General features: G+C 41.1%; 20 protein-coding genes. 5 read left to right on the forward strand and 15 right to left on the reverse strand.

Features of this window, described 5'->3' with window-relative positions; genetic code table 11:
• The first annotated feature begins 53 nt into the window (after window positions 1–53).
• On the forward strand, window positions 54–1,427 hold the full coding sequence (locus tag AWW72_RS18425) for an NAD(P)/FAD-dependent oxidoreductase (RefSeq protein ID WP_062848288.1): 1,374 nt from the start codon (window positions 54–56) through the stop codon (window positions 1,425–1,427).
• Between the two features lie 89 nt (window positions 1,428–1,516).
• Here the strand turns inward: AWW72_RS18425 and AWW72_RS18430 are convergent, their stop codons facing one another.
• From AWW72_RS18430 to kdpA, 15 genes are all read right to left on the reverse strand, one after another.
• Window positions 1,517–2,413 carry a PoNe immunity protein domain-containing protein gene (locus AWW72_RS18430; protein ID WP_062848289.1) on the reverse strand — a complete coding sequence of 299 codons (897 nt, stop codon included), beginning with the start codon at window positions 2,411–2,413 and terminating at the stop codon, window positions 1,517–1,519.
• Between the two features lie 80 nt (window positions 2,414–2,493).
• Window positions 2,494–3,390 carry a hypothetical protein gene (locus AWW72_RS18435; protein ID WP_249409189.1) on the reverse strand — a complete coding sequence of 299 codons (897 nt, stop codon included), beginning with the start codon at window positions 3,388–3,390 and terminating at the stop codon, window positions 2,494–2,496.
• Window positions 3,391–3,402: 12 nt separating this feature from the next.
• Window positions 3,403–3,633: a hypothetical protein gene (locus tag AWW72_RS19760; protein ID WP_249409188.1), complete on the reverse strand. Its 231-nt coding sequence runs from the start codon at window positions 3,631–3,633 to the stop codon at window positions 3,403–3,405.
• 25 nt (window positions 3,634–3,658) lie between these two features.
• Complete coding sequence (locus tag AWW72_RS18440) at window positions 3,659–4,792, reverse strand: hypothetical protein (protein WP_062848290.1); 1,134 nt, start codon at window positions 4,790–4,792, stop codon at window positions 3,659–3,661.
• Between the two features lie 25 nt (window positions 4,793–4,817).
• Window positions 4,818–5,669, reverse strand: coding sequence for a type VI secretion system immunity protein, TaeI family (locus tag AWW72_RS18445; protein WP_062848291.1), 852 nt, complete (start codon window positions 5,667–5,669; stop codon window positions 4,818–4,820).
• Window positions 5,670–5,683: 14 nt separating this feature from the next.
• Window positions 5,684–7,276: a type VI secretion system effector DNase TafE gene (tafE, locus tag AWW72_RS18450; protein ID WP_062848292.1), complete on the reverse strand. Its 1,593-nt coding sequence runs from the start codon at window positions 7,274–7,276 to the stop codon at window positions 5,684–5,686.
• A 15-nt stretch (window positions 7,277–7,291) separates the two neighbouring features.
• A complete protein-coding gene (locus AWW72_RS18455; RefSeq protein WP_062848293.1) occupies window positions 7,292–10,111 on the reverse strand; it encodes a type VI secretion system Vgr family protein in 2,820 nt (939 codons plus the stop codon).
• 185 nt (window positions 10,112–10,296) lie between these two features.
• Window positions 10,297–10,482 carry a hypothetical protein gene (locus AWW72_RS18460; protein ID WP_004773573.1) on the reverse strand — a complete coding sequence of 62 codons (186 nt, stop codon included), beginning with the start codon at window positions 10,480–10,482 and terminating at the stop codon, window positions 10,297–10,299.
• Window positions 10,483–10,686: 204 nt separating this feature from the next.
• A complete protein-coding gene (locus AWW72_RS18465) occupies window positions 10,687–12,564 on the reverse strand; it encodes a potassium transporter Kup (RefSeq protein ID WP_062848294.1) in 1,878 nt (625 codons plus the stop codon).
• A gap of 91 nt (window positions 12,565–12,655) precedes the next feature.
• On the reverse strand, window positions 12,656–12,868 hold the full coding sequence (locus AWW72_RS18470; protein WP_032810794.1) for a hypothetical protein: 213 nt from the start codon (window positions 12,866–12,868) through the stop codon (window positions 12,656–12,658).
• A gap of 173 nt (window positions 12,869–13,041) precedes the next feature.
• Window positions 13,042–13,740 (reverse strand): response regulator, encoded by a 699-nt coding sequence (locus AWW72_RS18475; RefSeq protein ID WP_062848295.1) that lies wholly within the window; start codon window positions 13,738–13,740, stop codon window positions 13,042–13,044.
• 11 nt (window positions 13,741–13,751) lie between these two features.
• Window positions 13,752–16,400, reverse strand: coding sequence for an ATP-binding protein (locus AWW72_RS18480; protein WP_062848296.1), 2,649 nt, complete (start codon window positions 16,398–16,400; stop codon window positions 13,752–13,754).
• A 12-nt stretch (window positions 16,401–16,412) separates the two neighbouring features.
• Window positions 16,413–17,024: a potassium-transporting ATPase subunit KdpC gene (gene kdpC / locus AWW72_RS18485; protein ID WP_062848297.1), complete on the reverse strand. Its 612-nt coding sequence runs from the start codon at window positions 17,022–17,024 to the stop codon at window positions 16,413–16,415.
• 9 nt (window positions 17,025–17,033) lie between these two features.
• On the reverse strand, window positions 17,034–19,046 hold the full coding sequence (gene kdpB, locus AWW72_RS18490; RefSeq protein ID WP_062848298.1) for a potassium-transporting ATPase subunit KdpB: 2,013 nt from the start codon (window positions 19,044–19,046) through the stop codon (window positions 17,034–17,036).
• Window positions 19,047–19,062: 16 nt separating this feature from the next.
• Window positions 19,063–20,760 (reverse strand): potassium-transporting ATPase subunit KdpA, encoded by a 1,698-nt coding sequence (gene kdpA / locus AWW72_RS18495; protein ID WP_062848299.1) that lies wholly within the window; start codon window positions 20,758–20,760, stop codon window positions 19,063–19,065.
• A 304-nt stretch (window positions 20,761–21,064) separates the two neighbouring features.
• Between kdpA and AWW72_RS18500 the strand changes: the two genes are divergently transcribed.
• The 4 genes from AWW72_RS18500 (at window position 21,065) to AWW72_RS18515 (ending at window position 25,523) form a co-directional block, all read left to right on the forward strand.
• Window positions 21,065–21,994: a LysR family transcriptional regulator gene (locus tag AWW72_RS18500; protein ID WP_062848300.1), complete on the forward strand. Its 930-nt coding sequence runs from the start codon at window positions 21,065–21,067 to the stop codon at window positions 21,992–21,994.
• Window positions 21,995–22,270: 276 nt separating this feature from the next.
• On the forward strand, window positions 22,271–23,581 hold the full coding sequence (locus tag AWW72_RS18505) for an MFS transporter (RefSeq protein ID WP_062848301.1): 1,311 nt from the start codon (window positions 22,271–22,273) through the stop codon (window positions 23,579–23,581).
• A gap of 85 nt (window positions 23,582–23,666) precedes the next feature.
• Window positions 23,667–24,461: a substrate-binding domain-containing protein gene (locus AWW72_RS18510; protein WP_062848302.1), complete on the forward strand. Its 795-nt coding sequence runs from the start codon at window positions 23,667–23,669 to the stop codon at window positions 24,459–24,461.
• A gap of 132 nt (window positions 24,462–24,593) precedes the next feature.
• Window positions 24,594–25,523, forward strand: a complete 930-nt coding sequence (locus AWW72_RS18515; RefSeq protein ID WP_062848303.1) for a LysR family transcriptional regulator — start codon at window positions 24,594–24,596, stop codon at window positions 25,521–25,523.
• Window positions 25,524–25,576: the final 53 nt, after the last annotated feature.

Raw genomic sequence — 25,576 nt, forward strand, 5'->3', positions numbered from 1 at the left:
TTTTAAAATCAAACACCGTACAGAAGTACGGTGAAGATAAAAAAGGATAGCAAATGAATCATATCAATGAAGAAATGGCGAACTACAACCCTAAATCGTTACCCTTTCGTCTTCTGGGTGGCTGGATAGAGCAACCTGATGATCTTCAACCCGAACTGGAAGGTTCTGACAGCGCTGATGTCATTGTGGTGGGGGCTGGATTTGCGGGGCTCTCCACTGCCCTTGAGCTGACCGCCCGTGGCGCAAAAGTGATTGTGCTTGAACAAGAGTTTGGTGGCTTCGGTGCCAGTGGGCGTAATGCTGGTTATCTGCTCGGCAGTATGGGAATTGAGTTTGAAATGTTCGCAAAACGCGTCGGCGTTGAGCATGCACGAAAATTTGTGAATTTTTATGACGAAGCCGTGTGCTACGTCGAAAAGCGTCTAGCCGAGTTGGAAATTCAATGTGATTACAACCCTTCTGGCATCATACGTGCTGCGATTGATCCTTCTCAGGAAAAATGGCTACGTCGCAGTATGGAGGTTGGTCGTGAACTGGGGTCAATCACTCGCTTTGTAGATCAAGCCGAGATGCGCGCTCGCGGTATTCCACCAGCGTTTCTATTTGGTAGTGAGCAACGTGGCGGCACGCTCAATCCCGGTAAATATGTCAGCAGTTTACGTCGTGCGGCAATTCAGGCAGGCGTTAAGCTCTATGAAAAAACGCCCTTGCTGTCTTACAGTGAAGGCGCGGAAATAACCTGCAAGACTCCACGGGGTCGTGCAACTGCCCCAATCGTGGTATTGGCGACAAATGCGTTCACACCACAGTTGGGGTTACTACGTGATAAGGTAGCGCCGATACGCGTATCAGCAATTGAAACCGAGCAATTGTCTCCAAAGCAATTGGCATCTTTGGGTTGGCAGAATAGAGAAGGAATTATTACACCGCATCTCATGATGGAGAGCCATCGTCTCACAGCACACAATACGATGGTGTTGACGGTGAAGAAGTTAAATTATGTTTATGGTTCAAAGACCCCGAACATACCAGATCAAGATGCCTATGCCGCATTGGTACAAACCTTACGTGAACGTCATCCTACCTTGCAAGGTCTTGGTATCAAGCATTGCTGGAGTGGTTACGTTAGCGTGGCATATGATTTTCTGCCTGTGGTAGGCACCACAGGAACGCATCAAAATATCATTTATGTTGCTGGCTGCACTGGACATGGGCTTGCCACTCAATCCTTCATGGGCCCGCTACTTGCCGAGAAAATTAAAGGCGTTGAGAGTCCTATTTTAACAGCCCTGTATCATAAAACGCCTTCGACCCTCCCTGAGCCATTGCAGTGGTGTGCTTTTAAAACCGCTTTCTCAGCGGCTGCTTTTTATGATCGTCTAACTGACCGTAAAGCACGTTCTATTGCCACAGATTCGGTGAGGTGAGTAAGTTTTAAATAAAAGCTTATAACAAATCTCTTTCTTATATTTGATGAAAGCGATGACAATCAAAATGAAATAGAGATTTGTTGGAGTTAATCACCTAAAACTACTTTTGAATGTATTCGGGCAAAATCAACCAAATCTTTTGGATAGAACTCATGTTCACGATATGACGTATCATCTATATCCAGCAACCACGTTACCGCTGCTGCTTCCCATGACCAATAGCCATAGTAACCTCTTCCTGATCTTAAATCAGTTTGAGGATGTTGATCATAATAAGGCTCTCGGCGGCTCGCCTCATACCAATCTTCTAGGTATTGCAGCATTAAAGCTGGACGCTTTTCAGGTGAAGCATTAAACACTTTAATGAGCTTACGATAAGGCAAATGTCGTCTTGCTTCATCTGGTGGAGTTCCACGATCTGCAACAAAAGGAGCAACTAAACGTTCAATTAATCCATCTTTTTCCTGTCCTTCAGGTGTTGCTTCTACATAGTCAATGATTGGCATAATCCGATCCATCTGATCGGCATAGCCAGTCAACAGTCCAAAACAAATCAGACGCAAAGCAATATACCAATAGTCTTCTGTTCCTAAACTGATATGCCAAACATACCGTCCATCTGCCTCAGGGCTTTGATGATATTGACTATGAATTTCGGCATATTCTTCTGTCCAGTTTAAAAGATATGGGTAAAGTTCCTGAATAAATGCAATATCTCCACCTGAAGAATAATGTAATGACATTAAATCCAATACATCAATAATACGTCTTCTACCCGCTGCCATCATTTTACTGGATTTAGCATTTGTCTTATATTTTTGAAAACCGTCAGTTACTGAATAAATACCATTTAAAAATTCATCAAAACTTTCCTGATAATCCAATTCTGTTAAATAATTATCTCTAAAATTTTCATGAACTAATCTTTTTTGATTAAACCACTGTTCCCAATCAATATTTAAATCATTTATTTGGTTATTCAACTTTCTTACTCCGGCAACATATCATTCGGCAAAAGTAAAAAACCATCCCAATGAGGATGGCTTTTTCTTAAATGATCCAGTCATTGCTCTATATCTAAATACCAAATGGTTTCACCCCAAGGATTATTCGGAATTTCAGGCATTGTTTCACCTTGATCAAAATAGCGTTTTTCCATCTTATTTGCTGGACTCCACCAATCTCCAGATCTAGGGCAAACTTCTCCAACTCTACATTTTAATTGGCTATATTGTATTTCATCATTGTCTGGATGATTAATTTTATCCCATGTTTTTCCATCAAATCTAATCAATTGTTTATAGCTCAGTACCCAAAGAACTCCATCCTTCTCCTCAACAGAAATGACTCCTTGTATATCACTTAACTCAGGAACGATGGAATACTCAGAATCTGCATATATATATAGTCCCTGCTCTAACGCTATATATATAGCCTCTTGATAAAAAGCTGCATTATAAAAAGTCGAATTTATACTTATATTTTTTAAATTTTTAAATCCATCATCTATATTTCCTTTCAAAAGCGTTCCGTATTGGCCGGAAATTAAGACACTCTTCCCATCAGGGCATAACGTAATACTATACAAAGCAGATGGTGTGATTCGGTTGACTTCTATCCAATTACTACCATTGAAAAAAGCAATGAAGCCATCGTCCCCTTTTGTTCCACAAACATAAAGATGATCATGAGCAAAGCCATTGATATCGTATAAATTTCGCTCAAATGAAAAATCACTATCTAGAGAGAAAATCTCTCCTTGTTTTACTTCAAGAGGCTGTTCTTCTAGATTAAATCCTATATTGCTCCAACTGTCCCCAGCATTTAAATATACCTGTCCACCATCACCACAAGCATAAAGCTCCTGTCTTACTGTACGCAATTTATTAAATTGCCCATAAATTTTTTCCTCTAATTTAAATCTAATTTCTTGATGCTCATTATTATTTTGTTGAAATATCCCTACATCCCCCTATTGATCAAGCGAAATAATGGAAGGTTCGCCCTCTCTACTTTGGTAAGCAACTGAAATAACTTTCCATCCTTCCAAATCCAAACATGACCAGTTTTGCTGTTCAAAATGTTTATAAATTATTGTTTTACTAAAGCAATCCCATGTATCCAATTCATCAATATTTGCTGATAAACAGAATCTATGGGCGCTAATAGCACATCCAGAAGTAAACGTAATAGGATTTTTCATATATTTGATCTAATAAATATAACTATTACTCACCATCGAATTGCCAATATACTTCGCCCCAATCAGTGACTAATTGAGGGAAAGAATCACCTTGTCTAAAATAATCTCTTGAATTAAGTTTCGCAACCGTATACCAGTATCCTGACTTAGGACATTTTTCATTAGCACTAACAGTTAAAGATATTTTCTGGTATTCTTTATTATCAGGATGATCAAAAATCCTCCAAGAAACCCCATCATATCTGCCCACAAGCTTATTCGTAAAAATCCATAAAATATTTTCAGTACAATCCACTTTAAATACAAGATTACTATCAATCTCCTCATGAACTTTAACTTTGGTAATTTCATTTTCATGAAATTTATATAGACCACATGCTGAACCTATATAAACTACTCCATTAAATTCAGTTAAAGAATAGAAATCATCTTTTATACTTAAGTTTATTTTCCGAGTAAAATCAGTATTATCATTAATTTCTATTAAATTCCCATATGTTCCACATATAATTAATTTACCATCTTTTTTCAAAAGAATTGAATATAGTGTAGCTGGAGTAACCTTTTTCAATATATTCCATTGATTACCATCATAATTAGCAATTAGCCCATTATCTCCAATACGACCTACACAGAAATAATTACCATCCACTTCACATATATCAATAACAGAAATATCATCTTCATGATCAAGCGAATCAAAATTCAGTGCTTGATTATCATTAATATTTAGCCCATTTGAGAAATCAGACCACTTAAAATCATTAACATAAACCTGACCATCATATCCACAAGCAAATAACTTGCCATTTTGAAATTTTATTTTAGAGAGATAGCCACGATCATTACTCCACTCATGATTTAAACCAGCTCCATCTATATGTTTAAATTTACTATTTTCACCATCAAACTCCTCAATCTCACCTTCATCACTTAATGCAACTAACTTTTTATTATTTTCAACATTATAGAAACATACATCCACTACAATAAAATTAACATCATGATAATACCATCCTTGCCCATTATCTTCAGTATAATCATACATAAACAATCGACTAAATTGCTGATTATCATCAAATTTATCCAATGAGCTCGATACATATACCATATCATCCGAGATAGCGCATCCAGAAGTAAAGGTAATAGGATTTTTCATGTATTTTATCTATTCAATATGATCATTACTCACCATCAAACTGCCAATATACTTCGCCCCAATCCTGATTTTTAATTTCAGGCAACACATCTCCTTGTTTAAAGTATCGACGAGAATTTTCCTGAGAAACAGTAAACCAATATCCTGATTTTGGACAAATATCCCCTGCTTTTACCGACTCCTGCTTTATAGAATCTTGACTTACTAATTCATCAACATTGTATGAAACGCCATAGAGTGCAGTAGAAAGATCTCCAAAATCCCTTAGATGAAGTGGCGTTACCTGCTTTAATAATTTCATGTGGACTGGTAAATTAACTTTTGCCAAATGGCTTAAAGACTCTTCACCACCTAAAGCAAGTGCAGGCTCAAAAGCATACATTTCATCTGCCTTTAAAACACCAAGTTTTTTCACCGCACGATCAAATAACTTTTTCCCATTTTTATCAATATGATCTAATGAGTCTTTATCTGAATAGAAAAAAAATAGGTCCCCATAGAATTCTGCGGTTTCCGTTTTTTCCTCGGTATCATGTAAAATACCTTCCATCGGCTTTATATAATATCTATAAAAATTATTTTCGCCCCAGAGTAATAATTCACCAAAAGCTGAGCGTGCCAATACATAATAAACATCATCATCGACTAAAGGTGTATCTTCCAACCAATCATAAATGACTTCTTCATAATCATCAGGATTTGTAATCCAATAGAGTCCATTTAAATACCCAGCAAAACCAATAACTCGCCACTGCTCCAAGATACTTTCAGGTAGTTTGCCACGATATTTTTTTATAAGCTCATCTGTTACCTCAACTTTATCAATTGGCTCACCAAACATCTCTCTAAAATCTTTTTCATAATCAGGGTGTAACATATTATTAAGCTCTCTTATTTACAACGCTTTAATTCAACATCCATAGCATCTTTACCCATTCCTTTGGCTTTAGCTTGTGCCGCAGCAGCATCCATGCTTGCTAGACGCTTATGAGCATTCATTTGCGATCCAATTGAACGGTTTACACCTCCATATCCAAAATCGTCCAGTGTTGGTGGATTTTTCGGGTCATATTTGACATCAAAACCGCCTAATTGCATATCTGGATTATGTAATACATCCAATCCCTCAAGAGTCTTATTAGCATTATCTTCTGCTAAGGTTCTCATTTTTGCAGGAGATAATCCAGGTTGTTCTTTTGCTAATTTACCCATTTCAGAGGCCCTTAATTGTCTACGCATATCCTCACGGATTTTCTGCTGTTCTGGACCTGTACCCGCCCTTTTATACTTTTTATAAATATCACGATTTTGTTCATATTCATCTACCGTAAGACGATTTAGTCCCTCTTCTTGCCGCTTTAATTGACGATCAAACTCAGCATCTAATTCTGTTTGTGATTTACCCGTCTTTTTCCCCCAACTATTTTTCAACCCTTTTTTAGGCTCCAAACATGGTTCTACTACATGCTTAGGTTTCATTTTCCTCGGAGGCGGTGGTGCTTCTTTCTTTTGTCGATGAGTTGTTTCTGTTTTCTTACCCGAGCCAACATTCGCTTCATAACGCCCTGTTGGAGTATTATGCCTTCCAGCATTTCCAGCCCCTGCCATCGCTAGTGGTGGTTGAGGTAAGATACTTGCCATTGCCCTTTCGACTTCATCACAAAGCTTATCAATATATTGCTTAATCGTTTTAAGAATGTGATTCAAAGTTGCTTGGAATCGAACCAAGGCATTTCTCAAAGCACCATTAAATTTCTTTAAGCACTCATTAATGACGGTCAAAATACGATTAATATTATTTTTTAATGCATTGTAAGCTCGAGTTGCCATCGCCTTCCAAGGCTTAGATCTTAACCATGCCTCTGGTGCTTTGCCCCAAGGACAATTCACCTTAAATTTACTAAGGACTTCTTCATAGTGCTCCATCGTTTTAAATAACTTTATTTTGGAGAAATCCTTTGCTTTCCTTAACTGAACAACAGACTTAATAGCAGAACCTACCTCTGGAATTACTCCAATAGAAGTAAGTGCAAGTGCCATATAGTTCTCTGTGTTTCTACTTTTTTCATCAGATAAGGTAATACTATTCGCAATTAAATCACGAACATCACAAACCTGATCAACAACAGGAATTAAACTGATTAAGCCACCAACTATTAATTGAGACATCGACGGACTTTTATTAAAATCCCCCTGTAACATCCCCCATAGCCAACTACTCTTTTCTAAAATAATTTGGCTACTATTATAACTTGTCACACTTTGGTTATATTGAGACTGTCCAATATAAAATAATGCTGTTTTCCACCAAGGCCAACTCGGATCGGGCTTGCTCGTGTCATAAGTCATATAGCGACTATATTGAGCAGGGTTATCGCTCAAATATTTCGCTAACTTTTCAGCGCCATACCAAAAATCTTGCTGAATTTCAGTTGAGCGCTTCGCAATTTGATTCCAGAACTGTTGGTTTTGAGGGTTTGACATCTTATTCTCTCATTTTTATTCTTTACTACTATCTGAAGCAGAACCTAAAAACCAATCATCAATTTCCGCAGATGGGTATTCATCCTTACTTTGGTCTTCTCCATACTGTATTTTGGCTTTGCCTGCGGGAACACCACTCACCACAGCTTTACCCAATGCATCTAATTTTCCTTTTCGTATAGATCCATCTGAAAGTAAGACTTCAAAGTCAGCGCCTTTAACAGGCGAACCATCACTATGTAAATACTCCAGAACCAAATCATCAGGTTTTAAATTCATCACAGGTAAATGAGGTAATACTGAATTTGCTTTCGCCCCACCCATAAACAAATGCTGCCCCGCCTTCACCTCAAATTTGCCCCCTGTCACAGGAAAAATTCCAGAGCCATTCAGCTTGAGTTGCGAACCTTGCGCGGTAAATACAATTTCTTTAGGACTGGTAATTTCAATGCGGTCTTCGGTGGAAATGATTTGAATCCCTTGCTTGGCAAGCAAGTCTATCCCATCCGATTGGGCATGCACTTCAAATTTACCTTTAGCAGCGACTTGCTTGATCCCATTCTGTGCTGCAAACAGGCTAATCCTGTTCTGGACATGGGCAACCAGATTTTTTTGTGTGCTTAGGTTAATGCTATCGCCCGCAATCTGATTGATCTGTCCATCCGCAGAAAGATGAATATCTTCACTAGTACTCAGACCAATTCCCGCAGGTGAATTGAGTAATAATAGTGCTTTCTCAAATTTTGCGATCTTGTCCTGAATCTGATCAGCAAAGTCTTTTAACTGTTCTAATGATTCAATTTCATCCGTTTGCTGATTCTTGGCAACTTCACTTAATGCTTTGGCATTGCTCTGGTTGCCTTCAAGCTGTTGCTTGGCTGGCTGTGCATCCAGATGCTCACCCTGTGCCTGATCCTGCTTTTGTGTGCTAACAAGTAAGCCTTGTCCTGCACGCACCGCCCCCCATTGGTCAGTACGCAGTTCAAAGCCTTCTCCACGATCTTCACTTTCAGCCTTGTCTTTGGGATGGCTCAGTTTACCGAGATTCAGTTGGCTAGCAGCATGGCTACTTTGTAGTTGCGCGCTGATCTGACCCGTAGTGTCATCAAAACGCAGTTGGTTAAAGCCTTCGCCTTGGTATTCTTTAGATTTAATCCCTGCCAGTTTTTTGGTATCAGGCAGCTTACCTGAATTGTCAAACTTGGTCGGACTACGTTGTGCTTCATGAATCCGTCCGACCACATAGGGACGGTCAATATTGCCATCAAAGAAGTTGATCACTACGATCTCACCAATACGTGGCAAGAAACGTGCGCCGTAGCCTTCACCTGCCCACGGCGTCAGTACATCGATCCATGCAGAATCAGTATCATTGTCATTGGCACCTGCGCCACCATCATGACTATGATCATCTGTGCGGGTAAACAGGAATCTAACTTTAATGCGTCCCCATTCATCGACATGAATTTCTTCACCACTTGGCCCGACCACTTTTGCCCGTTGCGGATGAGCTTCGGGACGATGCTGCTGTGGATTGTATTCTGGAACGATCTTGATCTGACGGCGTTGTAGTGTGAGCTGATTGGCTTGACGTTCTTCTGTGTTACCTGTATTGAACTGTTTAGGTTGCCAGTGACTCTGTGCCAATAGCTGATCAATTTGTTGATGTAAATCTTTAGGCAGATTGTTTTGATTATAGAAATGCTTGCCTGTGATCAGGAATTCTTTGTCTGCCCCATCATGCTGATCAATTTCGGGATGATCATTCAATTCAAACCAGTAACCTACTTGTGCATCACGTAGAGTCGATTGGGCAATGAATTGCTTGGCCTGTGCATTATGGTAATGGCTGAGATTTTGATTGAAACGTTCAACCTGTTGATTACCTGAAGGCGTTGCACCATCTTCCTTGTTCAGGTCTTGCATCCATGCTGGGGTAAAATGCCATGCATCTTCCAGCCCCAAGCTCGTTGCATCATGCTGTTCTGAATGCTGCTGGGTGGTGAGAACTGAACCCGTGCCTTCATCCATATCTAAAGCATCAGGCTGCCATCGGTTCACATACACAGAAGTCGGCTGTAAGGAACGATTGCCGATAAAACTGGTAATCGAATCGAATTGTTCCGTTGCACTACTACGGTGGTACTGTACTTTACGTCGATCTAAAGCCTGATACTGAGCATTGTCATCAATCAGTCTCAATCGCTGCGGCTGAATGGCACTACTTGAATTCGGTACCGTCAGTTGCGCTTCATCAATTAGCCAGCTAATGCCTTCACTACGCATCAATCGCGTTAGAAAATCATAGTCGCTTTCATTTTGGGACATGATAAATGGGCGGACATCATATTGCTGGCTGAGTCCAGTTAAGTCCAAAGTCAGACTGGAAGCGAATAATGGGCTTCTTTCCTGCCATTCTTTAAAAATGGTCTGAACCACATCGACCACAGATTTTGCCATAAAAACACGGCTGTTTCTGCGATGCTTCCACAGTGCAGTCGGGTCTTCTAAAGTCAGTTTATAGACCGTCAGACTACCATCTGATTGCCCCTGTAACGCTTGGGTAATAATACCTGTAGTACGGAACAATTGCCCTGTATCTGTGACCTGATCAACAGCAACCTGACTACCAATGAATTGTTTGAGGGGAATGGTGGCATTGGTTGAGAGGCAGATAAGTTCGGCTTTCACACCAGCATTGATTTGGTGTTGCCCATCAATACGCTGCAGGAAGACTTGCGTATTTAAATCTGAATTTGAAAATAAAATATGTAAGGCGCGTTTTTGTGCAGTAAGCCCTAAGCTGTCTAAGGCTTGAAATATATTGTTCAACATCTTCTTATAGGCTTACGCTTAAATTTAGTGCATTTTACAAATTATAGTGTTGATCTGTCTATACGGTTCTGTCTGTTTATGACAATTTACGTCACTCAATTTTTATAGCGGAATATCAAAAATTAAAATCAATATAAAAATAACAAGCCCATCCTTAGATGAGCTAATTAATTCGCTAAAATATACTAACAGTTGCCTTTCTTGGCTTGTCCAGGAGGACAGAAACGACCATTTCCATGCCCGTCATAGTAGCGCCCATCATTGAGTCGGCCTTCAGGATCAACAACGATACTTCCCTCACGCGTATGTACAGCACAAGCCGTAAGACCCACACTGCCTAGCAACGTCACCACCAATAAAAAATATTTCATAATTCACTCCTTTTTAATAAAAAAATAAAATTAATCAGCCTGTTTTTCAACCAATGTTTTGTTATCAGTATTTTTCCGTATAACAGCTTAGAAAATACGTTAGCGCCTAAAACACAATATTTTATATCGAGATTTTCTCATCTATAAAAAAGAATAAAACTGCACCACGCATGATGCAGTTGAAGCAACTATTTAAATCACCAATTAAATTTCAATCTGGCTTCCCAACTCCACGACACGATTGGTTGGAATTTGATAAAAATCACTAACAGGACTGGTATTACGTTGCATCGAAATAAATAAGCGCTCACGCCAAGGTGACATACCATCCCCGACGCTATGTACAATACGATCACGTGAAATAAAGAAACTGATTTGCATCACATCATATTCAAACTCTAATTGCTCATAAGCCTGAACCAATGCTTGCGGCACATTAGGTTCATCTTTAAACCCATAGAAAATCTTAATACGATAAAAATGCTCATCCAGAGTTTCAACACTGATACGTTCTTCATGTGAGACGAAAGGGATATCTTCCACCACGACTGTCACGAGAATGTTACGCTCATGCAAGACTTTATTGTGTTTAAGATTATGCAGCATCGAATGCGGAACTACGTTTGGCGTCCCCGTCAAAAATACAGCATCACCAGGTACGCGCAGTACACTATTCCCGATACTTTTAACGAATAATTCCAGTGACAATGTATCGTGCTCAAGCTTGGCAAAAGTAAGCTCCCGCCCTCGTTTCCACGTCATCAATATTGTTATTGCAATACCACCAATAAGAAGAGGTACCCAACCGCCCGAGAACATTTTTAAAGATGTCGCCGCGACTAAAACAGATTCCAGCAAGAAGAAAGGAATAATCAAAAGTAGAACTTTTGGCAAGCTCCATTTCCATGCATAGTAAATAAAGACCGCAACCAAAATCGTATCACACAACATGGTCAAGGTGACCGCCAGACCATAAGCACTGGCTAAGTTGGAACTGGTTTGAAAAATCAAGATCAGCACCACGATTGCGACTAAAAGTAACCAGTTTAGAAAAGGCACATAAATCTGGCCTGCCTCTAAATCAGAGGTATGCTTAATACTTAAGCGCGGTAAATACCCCAATTGTATGGCCTGACGCGCCAAAGAAAATACACCAGAGATAACCGCCTGCGAAGCGATCACCGCAGCCATTGTCGCTAGAATAATCATGGGATATAACGCCCAACTCGGCACCAGCAAATAAAAAGGATTTTCAATGGCAGCAGGATTACGCAATAGTAATGCACCTTGTCCTGCATAGTTTAAAACCAGACATGGAAGTACCACACTAAACCATCCCAACCGTATAGGTTGAGGGCCAAAATGTCCCATATCGGCATAGAGTGCCTCGCCTCCAGTCACGGTTAAGACCACGGCGCCCATAATAAAAAAAGACTGTACAGGATGGGTAAAAATAAATTGTATCGCCCAATGCGGACTAATCATCCCAAGCACTAACGGCGTCTGTATCACACTGGCAATACCAAGCAACCCCAGCGAGAGAAACCAGACTAGCGTAATTGGGCCAAAGAATTTCCCCACAAAAGCGGTACCATGTTTTTGCATTAAAAATAATGTAATCACGATCACCAGCGCGATGGGAATAATAAAAGGATCAAGCGCATTCGTGGCAATAGATAAACCTTCAACTGCCGAAAGCACGGATATCGCTGGCGTGATAATACCGTCGCCGAAAAATAAAGAAGCACCGATAAAACCAATTGCAATCAGATAAATCTTTTTATGATCTGTAATTTTAGCTTTACGCAGATTCAAGGCGAGTAAAGCCATGATGCCACCTTCGCCATTGTTGTCAGCACGCATCACGATTGCAATATATTTAGTACTGATAATCAGCATTAAACACCAGAAAATAATCGAGAGAATGCCCAATACATTTTCAGGCTGAATCGCTAAACCATGCGCAGCATGAAAAGACTCTTTTAAAGCATATAAAGGACTGGTTCCAATATCACCAAAGACCACGCCTAAGGCTGCTAATGCAGTCGCTGGCAAGGCAGCTTTTTTTACAGTACTTTGCATAATGAATGTTCTATATCATGTTATGGCGGGCAACATTTTTAACAATGCGTGATTTAAATTAGCTCAGTTCTTTGCTCTAGACTCTGCAACGCTAAGCTCTTTGCAACTTAAGCATCTGCTGTATTTCTATCGAGGTGTATCCTCTTTCTTTTAAAATCTGAACAATTATTTTTTGTATTTCAGCAGGCTTTACGGGATATTTTTCAACCAGGACTTCAGTGCTGTAACCTGTAAATACGCTTTTTTGATTTAGAACCATGTTATGGAAATGATTGCTTTGACTGTCCGTATTAAAGAAACCCATTCACCTACCCATAATAACGATCTCCAAAATCGCATTTTAATAATCTTAAAAAGTGACAGGCGTAAAATTTGCGTAAATTTTTCCTCTCGTCCATCGACTTTAATTAGACAAAGTTTGCCCGCCCTGCTCATCCATTCACACAGGATCAAAGTCATTTATGATGTGTTAAAAAATCAGCCCAGAAAACGCAGCCCAACACCTGCTATCGTATAAATATATTTTGGACTCAGCGCTGAATCCCCAATTTTTGTTCTGAGTTTTTTTACCAAGATTCTCAGGTAATGGGTGTCTTCTTCATGGGTAATCCCCCATAACTCAGTCATGATTTGTTTTTGGGTCACAATCTTGCCTTGATGACGAATCAACAAGGCTAATAACTGAAATTCCTTCTTGGTTAAGGTAATTTCCTCACCCGCCAAGGTGATACTATGTTCTGCCACATCCACCCAAAGCTGACCATCGTTGAATACCGTATTTTGTTCTGCATGTTGTGGTTTATTGCGAAACATCACACGGATACGGGCACACAGTTCCTGAATACTAAAGGGCTTGGTCACATAATCATTTGCACCTGCATCCAGCAATTTAATTTTCTGATTTTCATCGGGCCGTGCAGATAATACGATCACAGGAATATCTGACCATTGCCGTAATTCGGTTAAAACCTTCTGCCCCTCCATATCGGGTAAACCCAAATCCAGAATCAGCAGATCGGCACCACGCGTCGCCAGACTCTCCAGCCCCTTCATCCCATTTTCAGCGACATGTACCGAATACCCTTGCGCACGTAAGGCGATATCCAGAAATTTCCGAATTTGAGGTTCATCATCAATGATGAGAATAGAAGCATGCTGATTTAATGTTTGCGGCATAAATAATGATTTTAATCCTGATGAAGTGGTAAGCGTATTCTAATTAAAGTGCCTTGAACATGAGTTCCAGCTAAAGCTTCTATACTGCCCATATGCGCCCCAATGATGGCTTTTACGATGGCAAGCCCTAGACCCGTTCCTGTTTTACCACGATCTCCACGTTGCATGGTATAGAACATATCAAAGATTTGCTCGCGTTCATCTTCGGGAATCCCGACACCTTGATCGACGATATCAATTTGCAGGAAATTATCCTCTTTTTTAATTGTTACTTCGATGGGTACATCATCAGGTGAAAACTTGGCCGCATTTTCCAATACATTAAAAATCGCCTGTTCAATTAAAGCTGGATGCACGTAGAGCTGAGGTAAATCCTCGGTTAAGGACACATCAATATTCACATGGGGTTGATAGCGTTTCAGACGTTGTGTGGCAGATCCAATCAGCTCTTCAACTCCGATCCAGTCTCGGCTTAAGCTTAAACCTTGATGGCCCAAGCGGGTCATATCCAGTAAATTTTGAATATAACGATCCAAGCGTTCACCTTCGACATGAATGGTATCTAACAGTTCATGGCGATCTTGTTCAGGCATCTGTTCGCCGTAGTATTTCAGCGTATCCGCAGAACCAATCATCGCGGCTAAAGGCGAACGTAAATCATGTGAGACCGAAGACAGTAATGCAGAACGCAACTTTTCAGTTTCAGCAACCACACGAGAGTTTTCCAGTTGCAAAGCTAACTGTACCCGCGAAGCCGTTTGGGCAATATCATCGATCATCAATTCAGCCAGACGTTGCTGTTCAAAACTGATGTTTTCTGCATTTTGCTGAAAGCGTATCGCAATCACACCAAAGCCCCCCACCAGATTCAGCGGATTAAACCACCATTCGGATTGAGTCAAAGTATTGGTAAAGCGCCCGCAAGGCTTGGCATTTTTCTGTGTCCAGTTTGCCGCGATCTGATCTTTTTCATTGAATAGAGCGTCCGCTCCCGACTCTTGTGTTCCGATTCTAAGCCAGACCAGCGCATTTAAAGAACTTTCTAAATGTTGTTTGGCGACATTCAAAACTTGCTCAAGATCAACACAGCTTGATAATTTTCGCTCCAGCTCCTGAAGCTGTACGGAAATAGAATTTGCTGCACGTAAACTCAATACCTGAGCGCGTAACTGATTGGCTAAACGCCCGACCAGCAAAGCTGAAATAATAAAGATAACCATCGTTATCACCCCACGCTCGGCACTAATTCGCAAGGTAAAACGCGGTTCAATAAATAAGTAGTTATAGAGCAGGAAGCAAATCAGAACACTTATGATCGTGATAAACATCCTTGCCCGCATTGCAACCACAAGTACCGTGACCACAAAGATTAAAGCCAATTCGCTATAACCAATAAAATGATCACTCACCGTTGCCGCGATTAAACCCAGCAACACAATCAAAATGCTTTCAATCATTTCACGCGGATGAAAATTCAGTGCTTGCTTCGGCCAGAACGAATGCTCACTCTGTTCCTGTGGCCTAATTGCGTGATCTTTAGCCTTTAAAGGTTGAACAAACGTAATTTCAAAAGGATGCTGCTTTTCTAACAACTGATCGGCAATATGATCTGAGAACAACCGTTGCCATAATGATTTTTGAGGACTTTTGCCAAGCAGAATATTGGATGCTCCATAATCATAAGCTGCCTGTAAAATAGTCGCTGCAATATGATTGCTATAGAGCAAATAGGTATCCGCACCCAGTTTACGTGCCAGATTAAATGCCTTAGTCACCGCAAAGGATTGGGTATTTGAAGTCTGACTCTTTTGAATCGAAATCACGCTCCAGGTTGCATTGCGTCGTTCTGCAATACGATGTGCGCGTCGTACCAAGTCCTCCGAAAACGCAGAACCATCAATCGCCAACATGACATGATTCTGAATCGGAATGATCTGTCCTTGGGTGACAAACTTTTCCCGATAATCAATCTCAACTTGTCCTGCCACCGTTTGAATCGCCAAGTCACGTAAGGCAGTCAAATGGGCAGGTTTAAAAAAGCCTTGCAGTGCATGTGGTGCAACATCGGCCAAATAAATCTTGCCATGCTTCATTCGTTCTAATAACTCAGGCACGGGCAAATCAACCAGACGGATATCTTTCAAACGTTTTAGTAACGCATCGGGTACGGTTTCGCTGACCCGAATCCCCGTGATCTGATACACCACATCATTGAGACTTTCCAGATGCTGAATATTCAAGGTGCTATAGACATCGATACCGGCATCTAATAATTCATTCACATCCTGCCAGCGATATTCATGCCGGCTATTCGGTACATTTCGATGTGCCAACTCATCAACCAGCACTATTTCAGGTTTCAGCTTGAGAATTTGGTCGAGATCCATCTCTTCCAGCATTCGCCCCTGATATTCCACCGTCTTTCGAGGAATAACATTTAGCCCCTGAATCAAACGTTCGGTATCAGATCGACCATGGGTTTCAACCAATCCAACCACAACCTGTTGCCCTTGCTGCATCAACTCATGTGCCCGGGTCAGCATCGCATAGGTTTTCCCTACACCAGGCGCAGCCCCCAAGAAAATGGTCAGACGTCCAGACTGTTCACGTTGACTATGTGCCAGCCATGCATCAGCTTTGTTATTACGGTCGATCTGCATAATTACGCTCTATCAACGTGTGGTCGATGACAATTGATCTAGGGCCAGATTCAGTTGTAGAACATTGACTCGCGCCTGTCCATATAAACCGAACTGTGCAGGCTGAATCTGTTGCTGTACTAATTTTTTGACCTGTGACTCTGACAAATGGCGTTGCTGTGCCACGCGTTTCACTTGCAACAAGGCACTGTCAGGTGAAATATCTGGGTCAATCCCACTACTTGATGCCGTAACCATATCGTTTGGTACCTGCTGTTCTGAAATATGATTATTCTGGGCAAATTGCATTGTTCTTTCTTTAATTTGTTTTTGCAAAACAGGATTAGAAACCGCCAAATTACTTCCCGCCATCCCATCTACACTGTAACTCACCGCACTCGGACGAGCATGAAAATATTGCTCACTCACGAAATTCTGCCCAACTAAACTTGAACCTACAATCTTTCCATTCAGCTCAATCAAACTACCATTCGCCTGCTTTGGAAAGACCAATTGAGCAATGGAAAGACTTACCGCACTATACAACACGCCTGCAATCAAAAAGCCAACCAAGATCAAACCAATACTTGGACGTAGTGCAGACTGGATTTCGGTTGATAAGGGTAGATTTTCTAAGGTATTCATTTCTTTCTCCTAAATCCACAACGACACAACAAGGTCAATCAACTTGATCGCAATAAAAGGGAAAATCACTCCACCAACACCATAGATCAACATATTACGGCGTAATAATTGCAAAGCACTGGCAGGCTTAAACTGCACCCCTTTTAGTGCCAATGGAATGAGCATCGGGATAATCAGCGCATTAAAGATCAAGGCTGAAATCACAGCACTGCTTGGACTGCTCAATTGCAAAATATTCAGTACACCCAGTTGCGGAATCGCCACGGAAAATAAAGCGGGCAAAATCACAAAGTATTTAGACACGTCATTTGCCAAAGAAAAGGTGGTTAATGCACCGCGGGTGATTAATTGCTGCTTCCCAATTTCCACGACATCCAACAGTTTGGTTGGATCTGAATCAAGATCCACCATATTGCCTGCTTCTTTGGCTGCTTGGGTGCCTGAATTCATGGCTAAACCAATATCTGCTTGAGCCAAAGCAGGCGCATCATTGGTTCCATCACCGACCATCGCCACCAATTTACCAGCTGCTTGTTCTTTACGAATACAGGCCAGTTTATCTTCAGGTCGTGCTTCAGCAATATAATCATCCACCCCAGCTTCAGCTGCAATCGCAGCGGCAGTCAATGGATTGTCCCCTGTGACCATAATGGTTTTAATGCCCATCTCGCGTAATAGTGCAAAGCGTTCTTTAATCCCTTGTTTAATCACATCTGAGAGTTCAATCACCCCTAAAATACTGTGATTCGAAGCAACAACGAGTGGTGTTGCACCTTTCGATGCAACCTGTTCTACTCGGGTTTTAAGCTCAACGTTATCCTTGATGTCTTGGTTAGTAAATTTAAGAATCGCATCCACAGCACCTTTGCGAATGCTTTGCCCTGTGACTAAATCCACACCAGATAAACGTGTTGCGGCACTAAACTGGATAAATTCTGCACCTGTTGGTTCTTTGATGCTTTCACCCAATTCTTTCCCAAGACTGATTACCGACTTCCCTTCAGGAGTTGGGTCGGCAAAAGAAGTTAACATTGCGGCTTGGCGTAACTCACTTGGGCTTACGCCAGCCAAAGGATAAAATGCAGTGGCTTGGCGGTCTCCATAGGTGATCGTGCCTGTTTTATCTAATAGCAGCACATCAATATCACCAGCAACTTCGACGGCCTTACCTGATTTGGCGAGAACATTGGCTTTTAAAGCGCGGTTCATGCCTGCAATCCCTATCGCTGGTAGTAATCCTCCAATCGTGGTTGGAATCAAACACACCAGTAAAGCAATCAACAAGACTAGACTGATTTTGATCCCGACCATTGCCCCGATAAAGGGTAAGGTCGCGACCACCACAATAAAGGTAATGGTCATGATATTGAGTAAAATACTCAGTGCAATCTCATTCGGTGTTTTTTGACGGTTGGCTCCCTCAACCAATGCAATCATACGGTCTAGAAAGCTATGTCCCGCTTCATTACTGACCCGAATCATAATTTCATCAGATAAAACTTTGGTTCCCCCAATAACACCTGAACGATCCGTATTGGCTTCACGCAATACAGGTGCAGACTCACCAGTCACCGCAGACTCATTAATGGTCGCGAAACCTTGAATAATCTCCCCATCCGCAGGGACAATTTCACCAGCTTTGACAATGACTAAATCATCTTTTTTGAGTAGGTTTGCAGAGATGATTATCGGCGCTGCATCCAGATCGGTAATCCGATTAGCAGTTAAATTTTCACGCGCTTGGCGTAAGGATGCTGCCTGTCCACGTCCTTTAGCTTCTGCAACTGCTTCAGCATAATTGGCGAATAATACAGTGACCAATAAAATCAAGCTCAACACTAAACCGAAACCTAAACTGGTACTTCCCATCAAGGTCGCTGCAATGGTTAAGAGTGTGCCCATCCATACACACGCCATGACTGGATTTTTAAATGCATATTGCGGTAATAGTTTATAAAAGGTTTGTTGAAGGATTTCTTTATTCAAAATATCCATCTGTTGTGTCGCATTTGAATGTTTCATTGAGCTTGCTCCACACTTAAACTTTGATAGACAGATAGTCAGCAATTGGTCCAATCACCAACACTGGCATGAATTGTAATAAGGTGAGAATCAACACGATCCCAATTAAGGTCAGTGCAAATGTAGGTGATTCGATGTGTAAAGAACCTTTGCTTTCCGCGGCTTGAGGTTTGGTTGCTAAGCTGACCGCAATTAAAACAGGGATGATTAACACGCTATAACGGCCTGCCAATAAAGCGACACTGGCACTCAGATTCCACCACAAGGTGTTATCGCCTAAACCTTCAAAACCAGAGCCATTGTTGGCATAAGCGGAAACATACTCATAAAACACTTGGCTAATCCCATGAAATGCTGGATTGGAATTGCCTGTCAGCGCAGGAAATGCGATTGCGATCGCAGTCAAACCAAGAATCACCATGGGTTGTAATAAGATCACAAGAGCTAAAAGCTTGATTTCAGTGACTTCTACTTTTCGGCCAAATAATTCAGGGGTCCGCCCCGTCATTAAGCCCGCGATAAATACTGCTAAAAATAGATAAATAAAGAACTGTAATAAACCACAGCCAATCCCGCCCCAGATGGCATTGATCAGCATATTGCACAGTTCAACCAAACCTGTGAGTGGTGAGGCGGAGTCATGCATCATGTTGACTGAACCATTGTTCACTTGTGTGGTGAGACTTGCCCAAAGTGCTGATGCATCCGCACTAAAACGCACTTCCTTACCCTCCATCAAGGCTGCATTAGCAATTAAAGATGATTTTTCAGTCCAGAAAGCCAATGAGGAGGAAATCAATGACATCAACAACATACTGCCAAAAATCATCCACATCAGTTTTTTACGTTGGATAAAGCGTCCAACCATAAACACCACTGACAACGGAATCAGTAAGATCGCAATCATCTCAATCACATTGGACAACGGTGTTGGGTTTTCTAAAGGCACACTACTATTTGGGCCATACCAACCGCCACCGTTACTGCCCAGCTGTTTAATGGCAACCATGGGTGCAACTGGACCAAGTGGAATATGTTGTGTTTGTACCTCAGCGCTTTGATCTAAGACCTGCGCTATTGGTCCAGCAGAAAAGGTTGCTGGCACACCTTGAAAAGTCAGCAGCAAAGAAAAAACTAAAGCGAGTGGAATAAAGAATCTAAACAATGGTCGAATGAGATCCATCCAGTAATTACCTAGATTGATCGTATCCCAGTCTTTTTGATTCGCTCCTTCTCCACGACCCGATTGCAGGAATAAAGCCCTTAACATAGCGACCAATAAGGCCAGACCAATTATGGGTGATAAATATTGCAAGCCGACAATCACGGTCATTTGTGATAGATAAGACAGTTGAGCCTGCCCTGAATAATGTTGCTGGTTGGTATTGGTCAAAAATGAGATCGTGGTATGCAAAGCTAAATCCCAGTTCATATTCGGAATATGATCGGGATTCAGAGGCAGCCATGCCTGTGTCATCAAGATTGTGACACTTGCACCAAGCAGAAAAATATTGCTAAAGATAAAAGCAGCAAGATATTGGCGCCAGTTCATACCACGGCGTTGTACGCCAAGTACGGCATAAATTGGCTGCTCGATCCAGTTAAACAATCGGTCGCTTTTCATTGGTTTTGCTTGCATCACATCGGCAAGATAAGCACCGAGCGGATAAGCCAGCAACAAGGAAAGGACAAATACAGAAATAAATTCCCACATAGCAGATGCCATTTAAAAATTGGTCAACATCAGTATGGAAATGAGGGACGTAAATTCTCTATATTGAAAAAACCTGAAAACGTAAATTTTGCGTAAATAAAAATTTATTCATGCTTAATTAAAAGAGTGCAGAATGCTTTTATCTATTCTGCCATGACCTTAAAACAAGTAACTCGATTGCTTGTCATCCAACACTGTAAAGTCTTAATATAAATTTTTTCCAATAACATTGATAACATCCATCATATTCATTAAATTGCGCTACTGAATAATCTGACATCTACATACAGAAGAATATATCTCCATGGAAATCAAACAAATAAAGTATTTTTCGATGGTTGTTGAAGCAGGCAGTATTGGTAAAGCTGCTCAAAAACTTGATGTCGGGCCGTCGGCAATTAGCCAGCAAATCAGTAAGTTAGAACAAGAATTAAGTATTCGTTTATTACAGCGTAATGCCTTTGGTGTGACACCGACCCCTGCGGGCTTGGCCTTTTTAAAACATTCTCAACTCATCTTGCGTCAAATTAACTTTGCGATTGATGCTGCTCATTCTGCTCGGCTTTCTGGTCATGTCAGCCTTGGTTTTCCACCAACAATCACCGCTTTAATTGGCATTCCTTTAATGAAATTAATGTCTGAACGTTATCCAGACATTCGTCTCGAAATTGTGGAAACATTGTCAGGAAATCTAATTCAGTCCATTAATTCGCGTCAGCTTGATATTGCCATTATTTTCACCAATGAAATTGATAAGCAATGGTCAATACAACCATTAGTACGTGAGCAAATGTATTTAATGGCACGCAAGGAAGTGCTGGAAAAATATGGTCTTTCTGAATGTATTAAAAGTGGAATTATTCAGTCTCAACAGATTGGAGATCTTCCATTAGTACTGCCACGTCAGCGCCATAGCTTAAGAAAACTGCTCGAACACAAGATAGGACAGCTCAATGTCGTCTATGAAATTGATGGCCTACACTTACTCATGGACAGCTTGATTCATCTTGATCTTGCAAGTGTTCGCCCTGGGAGTGCCTGCCTACAAGAATATAAACACCAGATTCAATTACTCAAACTGGTTGACCCCGAAGTAGAACGAATTAATTATTTAGTCAGCCTAGCTGAAGAAGAACTATCGCCAGCGGCACTTGCTGCAAAAGCAGCGATTAAAGCATGCGTGAAAGAACTAATCCAAAATCAGATTTGGCCGTGTTCTGAAATTATTTTATAAAAGGTCATTAATTTTTTTAAATACCTCATTACTTTTGCCCTCTCACTCTCCTCTGCTTTTTGCGATTACATTTTCTTCCGAAAGATAAGTGGATTTCTATTTATCAAAGTTTAGATGTGTAGTTTTAACTGGAAACAAGGCATCACATTTTCTGCAACGGATAGCGCTAGATCTCATTTCCCATCCATTTCTATGAATGGTTGATTGATCCGATCTGTTTTTTCCAATATTGAAAATTGTGAATGTTTCCATTTTGCTAGGCCAAGGAGGTCTCTAATGGATATTACAAATAATCGCAGGGCTACTTTTAAAAAAATATTAAATGTAACGAGTGGCAACTTTTTAGAACAGTACGACTTTTTTCTTTTTGGCTTCTATGCCACTTATATCGCAGCAAAATTTTTCCACTCTGAAAATGAATATGTCTCTTTAATGATGACATTTACCGTATTTGCTGCGGGCTTTCTTATGCGTCCTCTCGGCGCTATTTTTTTAGGTGCTTATGTTGATAGAGTGGGACGCCGTAAAGGCTTAATCGTGACCTTAAGTCTGATGGCCATCGGAACGATTCTGATTACCTTTGTACCAGGTTATGAAACCATTGGTATTATTGCGCCAATTCTGGTGGTGATTGGTCGTCTATTACAAGGCTTCTCGGCAGGTGTTGAATCTGGCGGTGTATCGATTTATCTCGCTGAAATTGCAACAGATAAAAACCGTGGATTTATCACAAGCTGGCAATCTGGCAGCCAGCAAATTGCAGTTGTATTTGCGGCATTGCTGGGTTATTGGCTAAACACTATCTTAACGACTGCTCAAGTGGGTGAATGGGGCTGGCGTATTCCCTTCTTAATTGGCTGTTTGATTATTCCTTTAATCTTCTTATTCCGTCGTACTTTAGAGGAAACTGAAGACTTTAAAGCGCAAAAAACTCATCCATCGACTAAAGAAATTTTCAGCACGCTTGCGAGCAACTGGCGCATCGTACTTGCGGGCATGATGATGAGTGCCATGACCACAACCACGTTCTATTTCATTACGGTTTACACCACTGTGTATGCAAAACGTACTTTAGAAATGTCTATCACTGATAGTCTGTTAGCAACCGTATTTGTGGGTTTATCAAATTTCTTCTGGTTACCAATGGGTGGTTTGCTTTCAGACAAAATCGGCCGTCGTCCAGTGTTAGTCGGCATTACAACCCTTGCCATCTTTACAACTTATCCAGTTTTAAGCTGGTTAGTCAGTGACATTAGTTTTACCAATCTGATTATCTCGCTTGCTTACTTCTCATTCTTCTTTGGTATGTACAACGGCACCATGGTTGCAACACTTGCCGAAGTGATGCCTAAACGAGTCCGTACAGTTGGTTTCTCTTTAGCATTTAGCCTTGCCGCCGCTATTTTCGGTGGTATGACTCCAATGGCCTGTACATTCCTGGTCGAACATACGGGCAATCCAAGTACCCCTGCTTTCTGGCTGATGCTCGCTGCGGTATGTAGCTTAGTCTCAAGCCTGTATTCATGTCGCAGTTCGAAACAGAAGAATGCTGACCCGATTGTTGAACCAGCTAAGGTGAGCGCGTAACTCCACTACACCTTTAGTTTTAATGAACAGTACGACAGATCATCAGTCTACGTACTGTACGTTCTTGCAATTCAAGTGAGGTACTATGAAAAAGTCCCCTATCTTCATGACCATTTGCCTAGCTGGTGCAGGCTTAGGCTCAACGCTTGCCAACGCAGATACCCTCGAAGTAATTAGCTCAGGCGGTTTTTATTCATCTATGGAAAAACTCATTCCAATATTTGAAAAACAAACTGGTCACACAGTTCACCTTTCATCTGGTTCATCTATGGGCGCGTCGCCAACTGCTATTCCAAACCGTCTCGATCATGGTGAACATTTTGATGTGGTGGTGTTGGCTGCTCCTGAACTGAACAAGCTTGCAGAAAAAGGTTACGTAGACCCAAATTCACAAAGTGCTTTAGTCAATTCAAGCATCGGCATGGCTGTGCCTAAAGGTGCACCAAAACCAGATATTAGCTCTGCGGCAAAATTCGAAAAAGTTTTATTAAATGCTAAGCACATCGGCTATTCAGCAAGTGCGAGCGGCACGCATCTTGAAAAAGATGTTTTCCCAAGCTTCCCACCTGTCGAGTACAAAGTGATTTCTGGTAAAGCAGAAAAAGTGGTAGGCGACCGCGTTGCAAAACGTATTGCTGAAGGTCAGTTTGATATTGGTTTCCAGCAAATTAGTGAAATCAAACCTTTTACTGGCCAATATGGTCAAGTTGATTTAGTCGGTCCAATTCCTGCGCCTTATCAAAAAGTCACTGTATTTGCAGCGGGCATTGGTAAAAACTCTGAACATGAAAAAGTCGCAAAAGAACTGATTCAATTTGTGAAATCGCCTCAAGCCACACAAATTATTGAAGAACAGGGTCTTGAGCAGGTTAAACAATAAAAGCTCTAAAAGGCAACGTCTTAAGGTGATTGTTGCCTTTACTCTGTTGGTCGTTTACTCAGCGTAATAGAACAAAATGTATAGCGATAAACCAGTGTAGAATAACCAATAAAGGTCAATGTAGTACTTGCCGTGGAACTCAAACAATTAAAGTATTTTATTGCAGTGATCGAGTCAGGAAGCTTGGGTAAAGCTGCAAAAAATCTCGATATTGGAACTTCTGCATTAAGTCAGCAAATCTCAAAATTAGAAAGTGAGCTTTCTATTCGCCTTTTACAACGTACTGCTTTGGGTACAGTTCCCACCCCTGCGGGTTTAGCTTTTTTTCAACAAGTTCAACTTGCGCTTAGGCACCTAGACCATGCCGTAGACTCTGCACACTCTTCACGTTTAAGTGGTCATGTCACTGTCGGTTTTTCCCCAAGTGTCGCATCGGTTATTGGCACGCACTTTTTAAAACTCATGAGAAACCGTTATCCCGACATTAAAGTCCGTTTAATTGAAGGCTTATCAGGTGACCTGAAGGCCTTAGTTAATGCAAGGCAGCTCGATGTTGCCATCATCTTTAGTGACGATGTCGACCCACAGTGGGCCATACAGCCTTTAGTCAAAGAACAGATGTTTTTGATCTCGCCTAAAGAAGTGCTGAGTCAGTACCATCTTGAAAGCTGTATAGACACTCAAACGATTACCCATTCACAGCTAAAAGAACTTCCGCTAATTTTACCAAGCCAGCGACATGGACTGCGCTTGTTGCTCGAACAGAAAATTCATCAGCTTAAAGTGGCCTATGAAATTGATGGACTGCACTTGCTAATGGAAAGCATTAGCCAACTCAAAATGGCGACCATCCAACCTGCGGGTGCCTCATTAAACTCAAGGCAAGACCTGTGTTTGCTACGCGTTATAGAACCTGCTATTGAACGCATTAACTATTTAATTAGTCTGTCTGAAGAGGAACTCTCGCCTGCTACTTTAGCCACCAAAGTGGTGATTCGTGCTTGTGTGACCAATCTGATTAATGAAAAGCGTTGGCCTGGTGCGAAACTCATAAATACTTAAACGTTTAGTGTTTATTTTTACTAAACACCCATTCAAGTTTAGCCTCTCACTTC

This window comes from Acinetobacter sp. NRRL B-65365, assembly GCF_001605865.1.
Classification (GTDB): Bacteria; Pseudomonadota; Gammaproteobacteria; order Pseudomonadales; family Moraxellaceae; genus Acinetobacter; species Acinetobacter vivianii.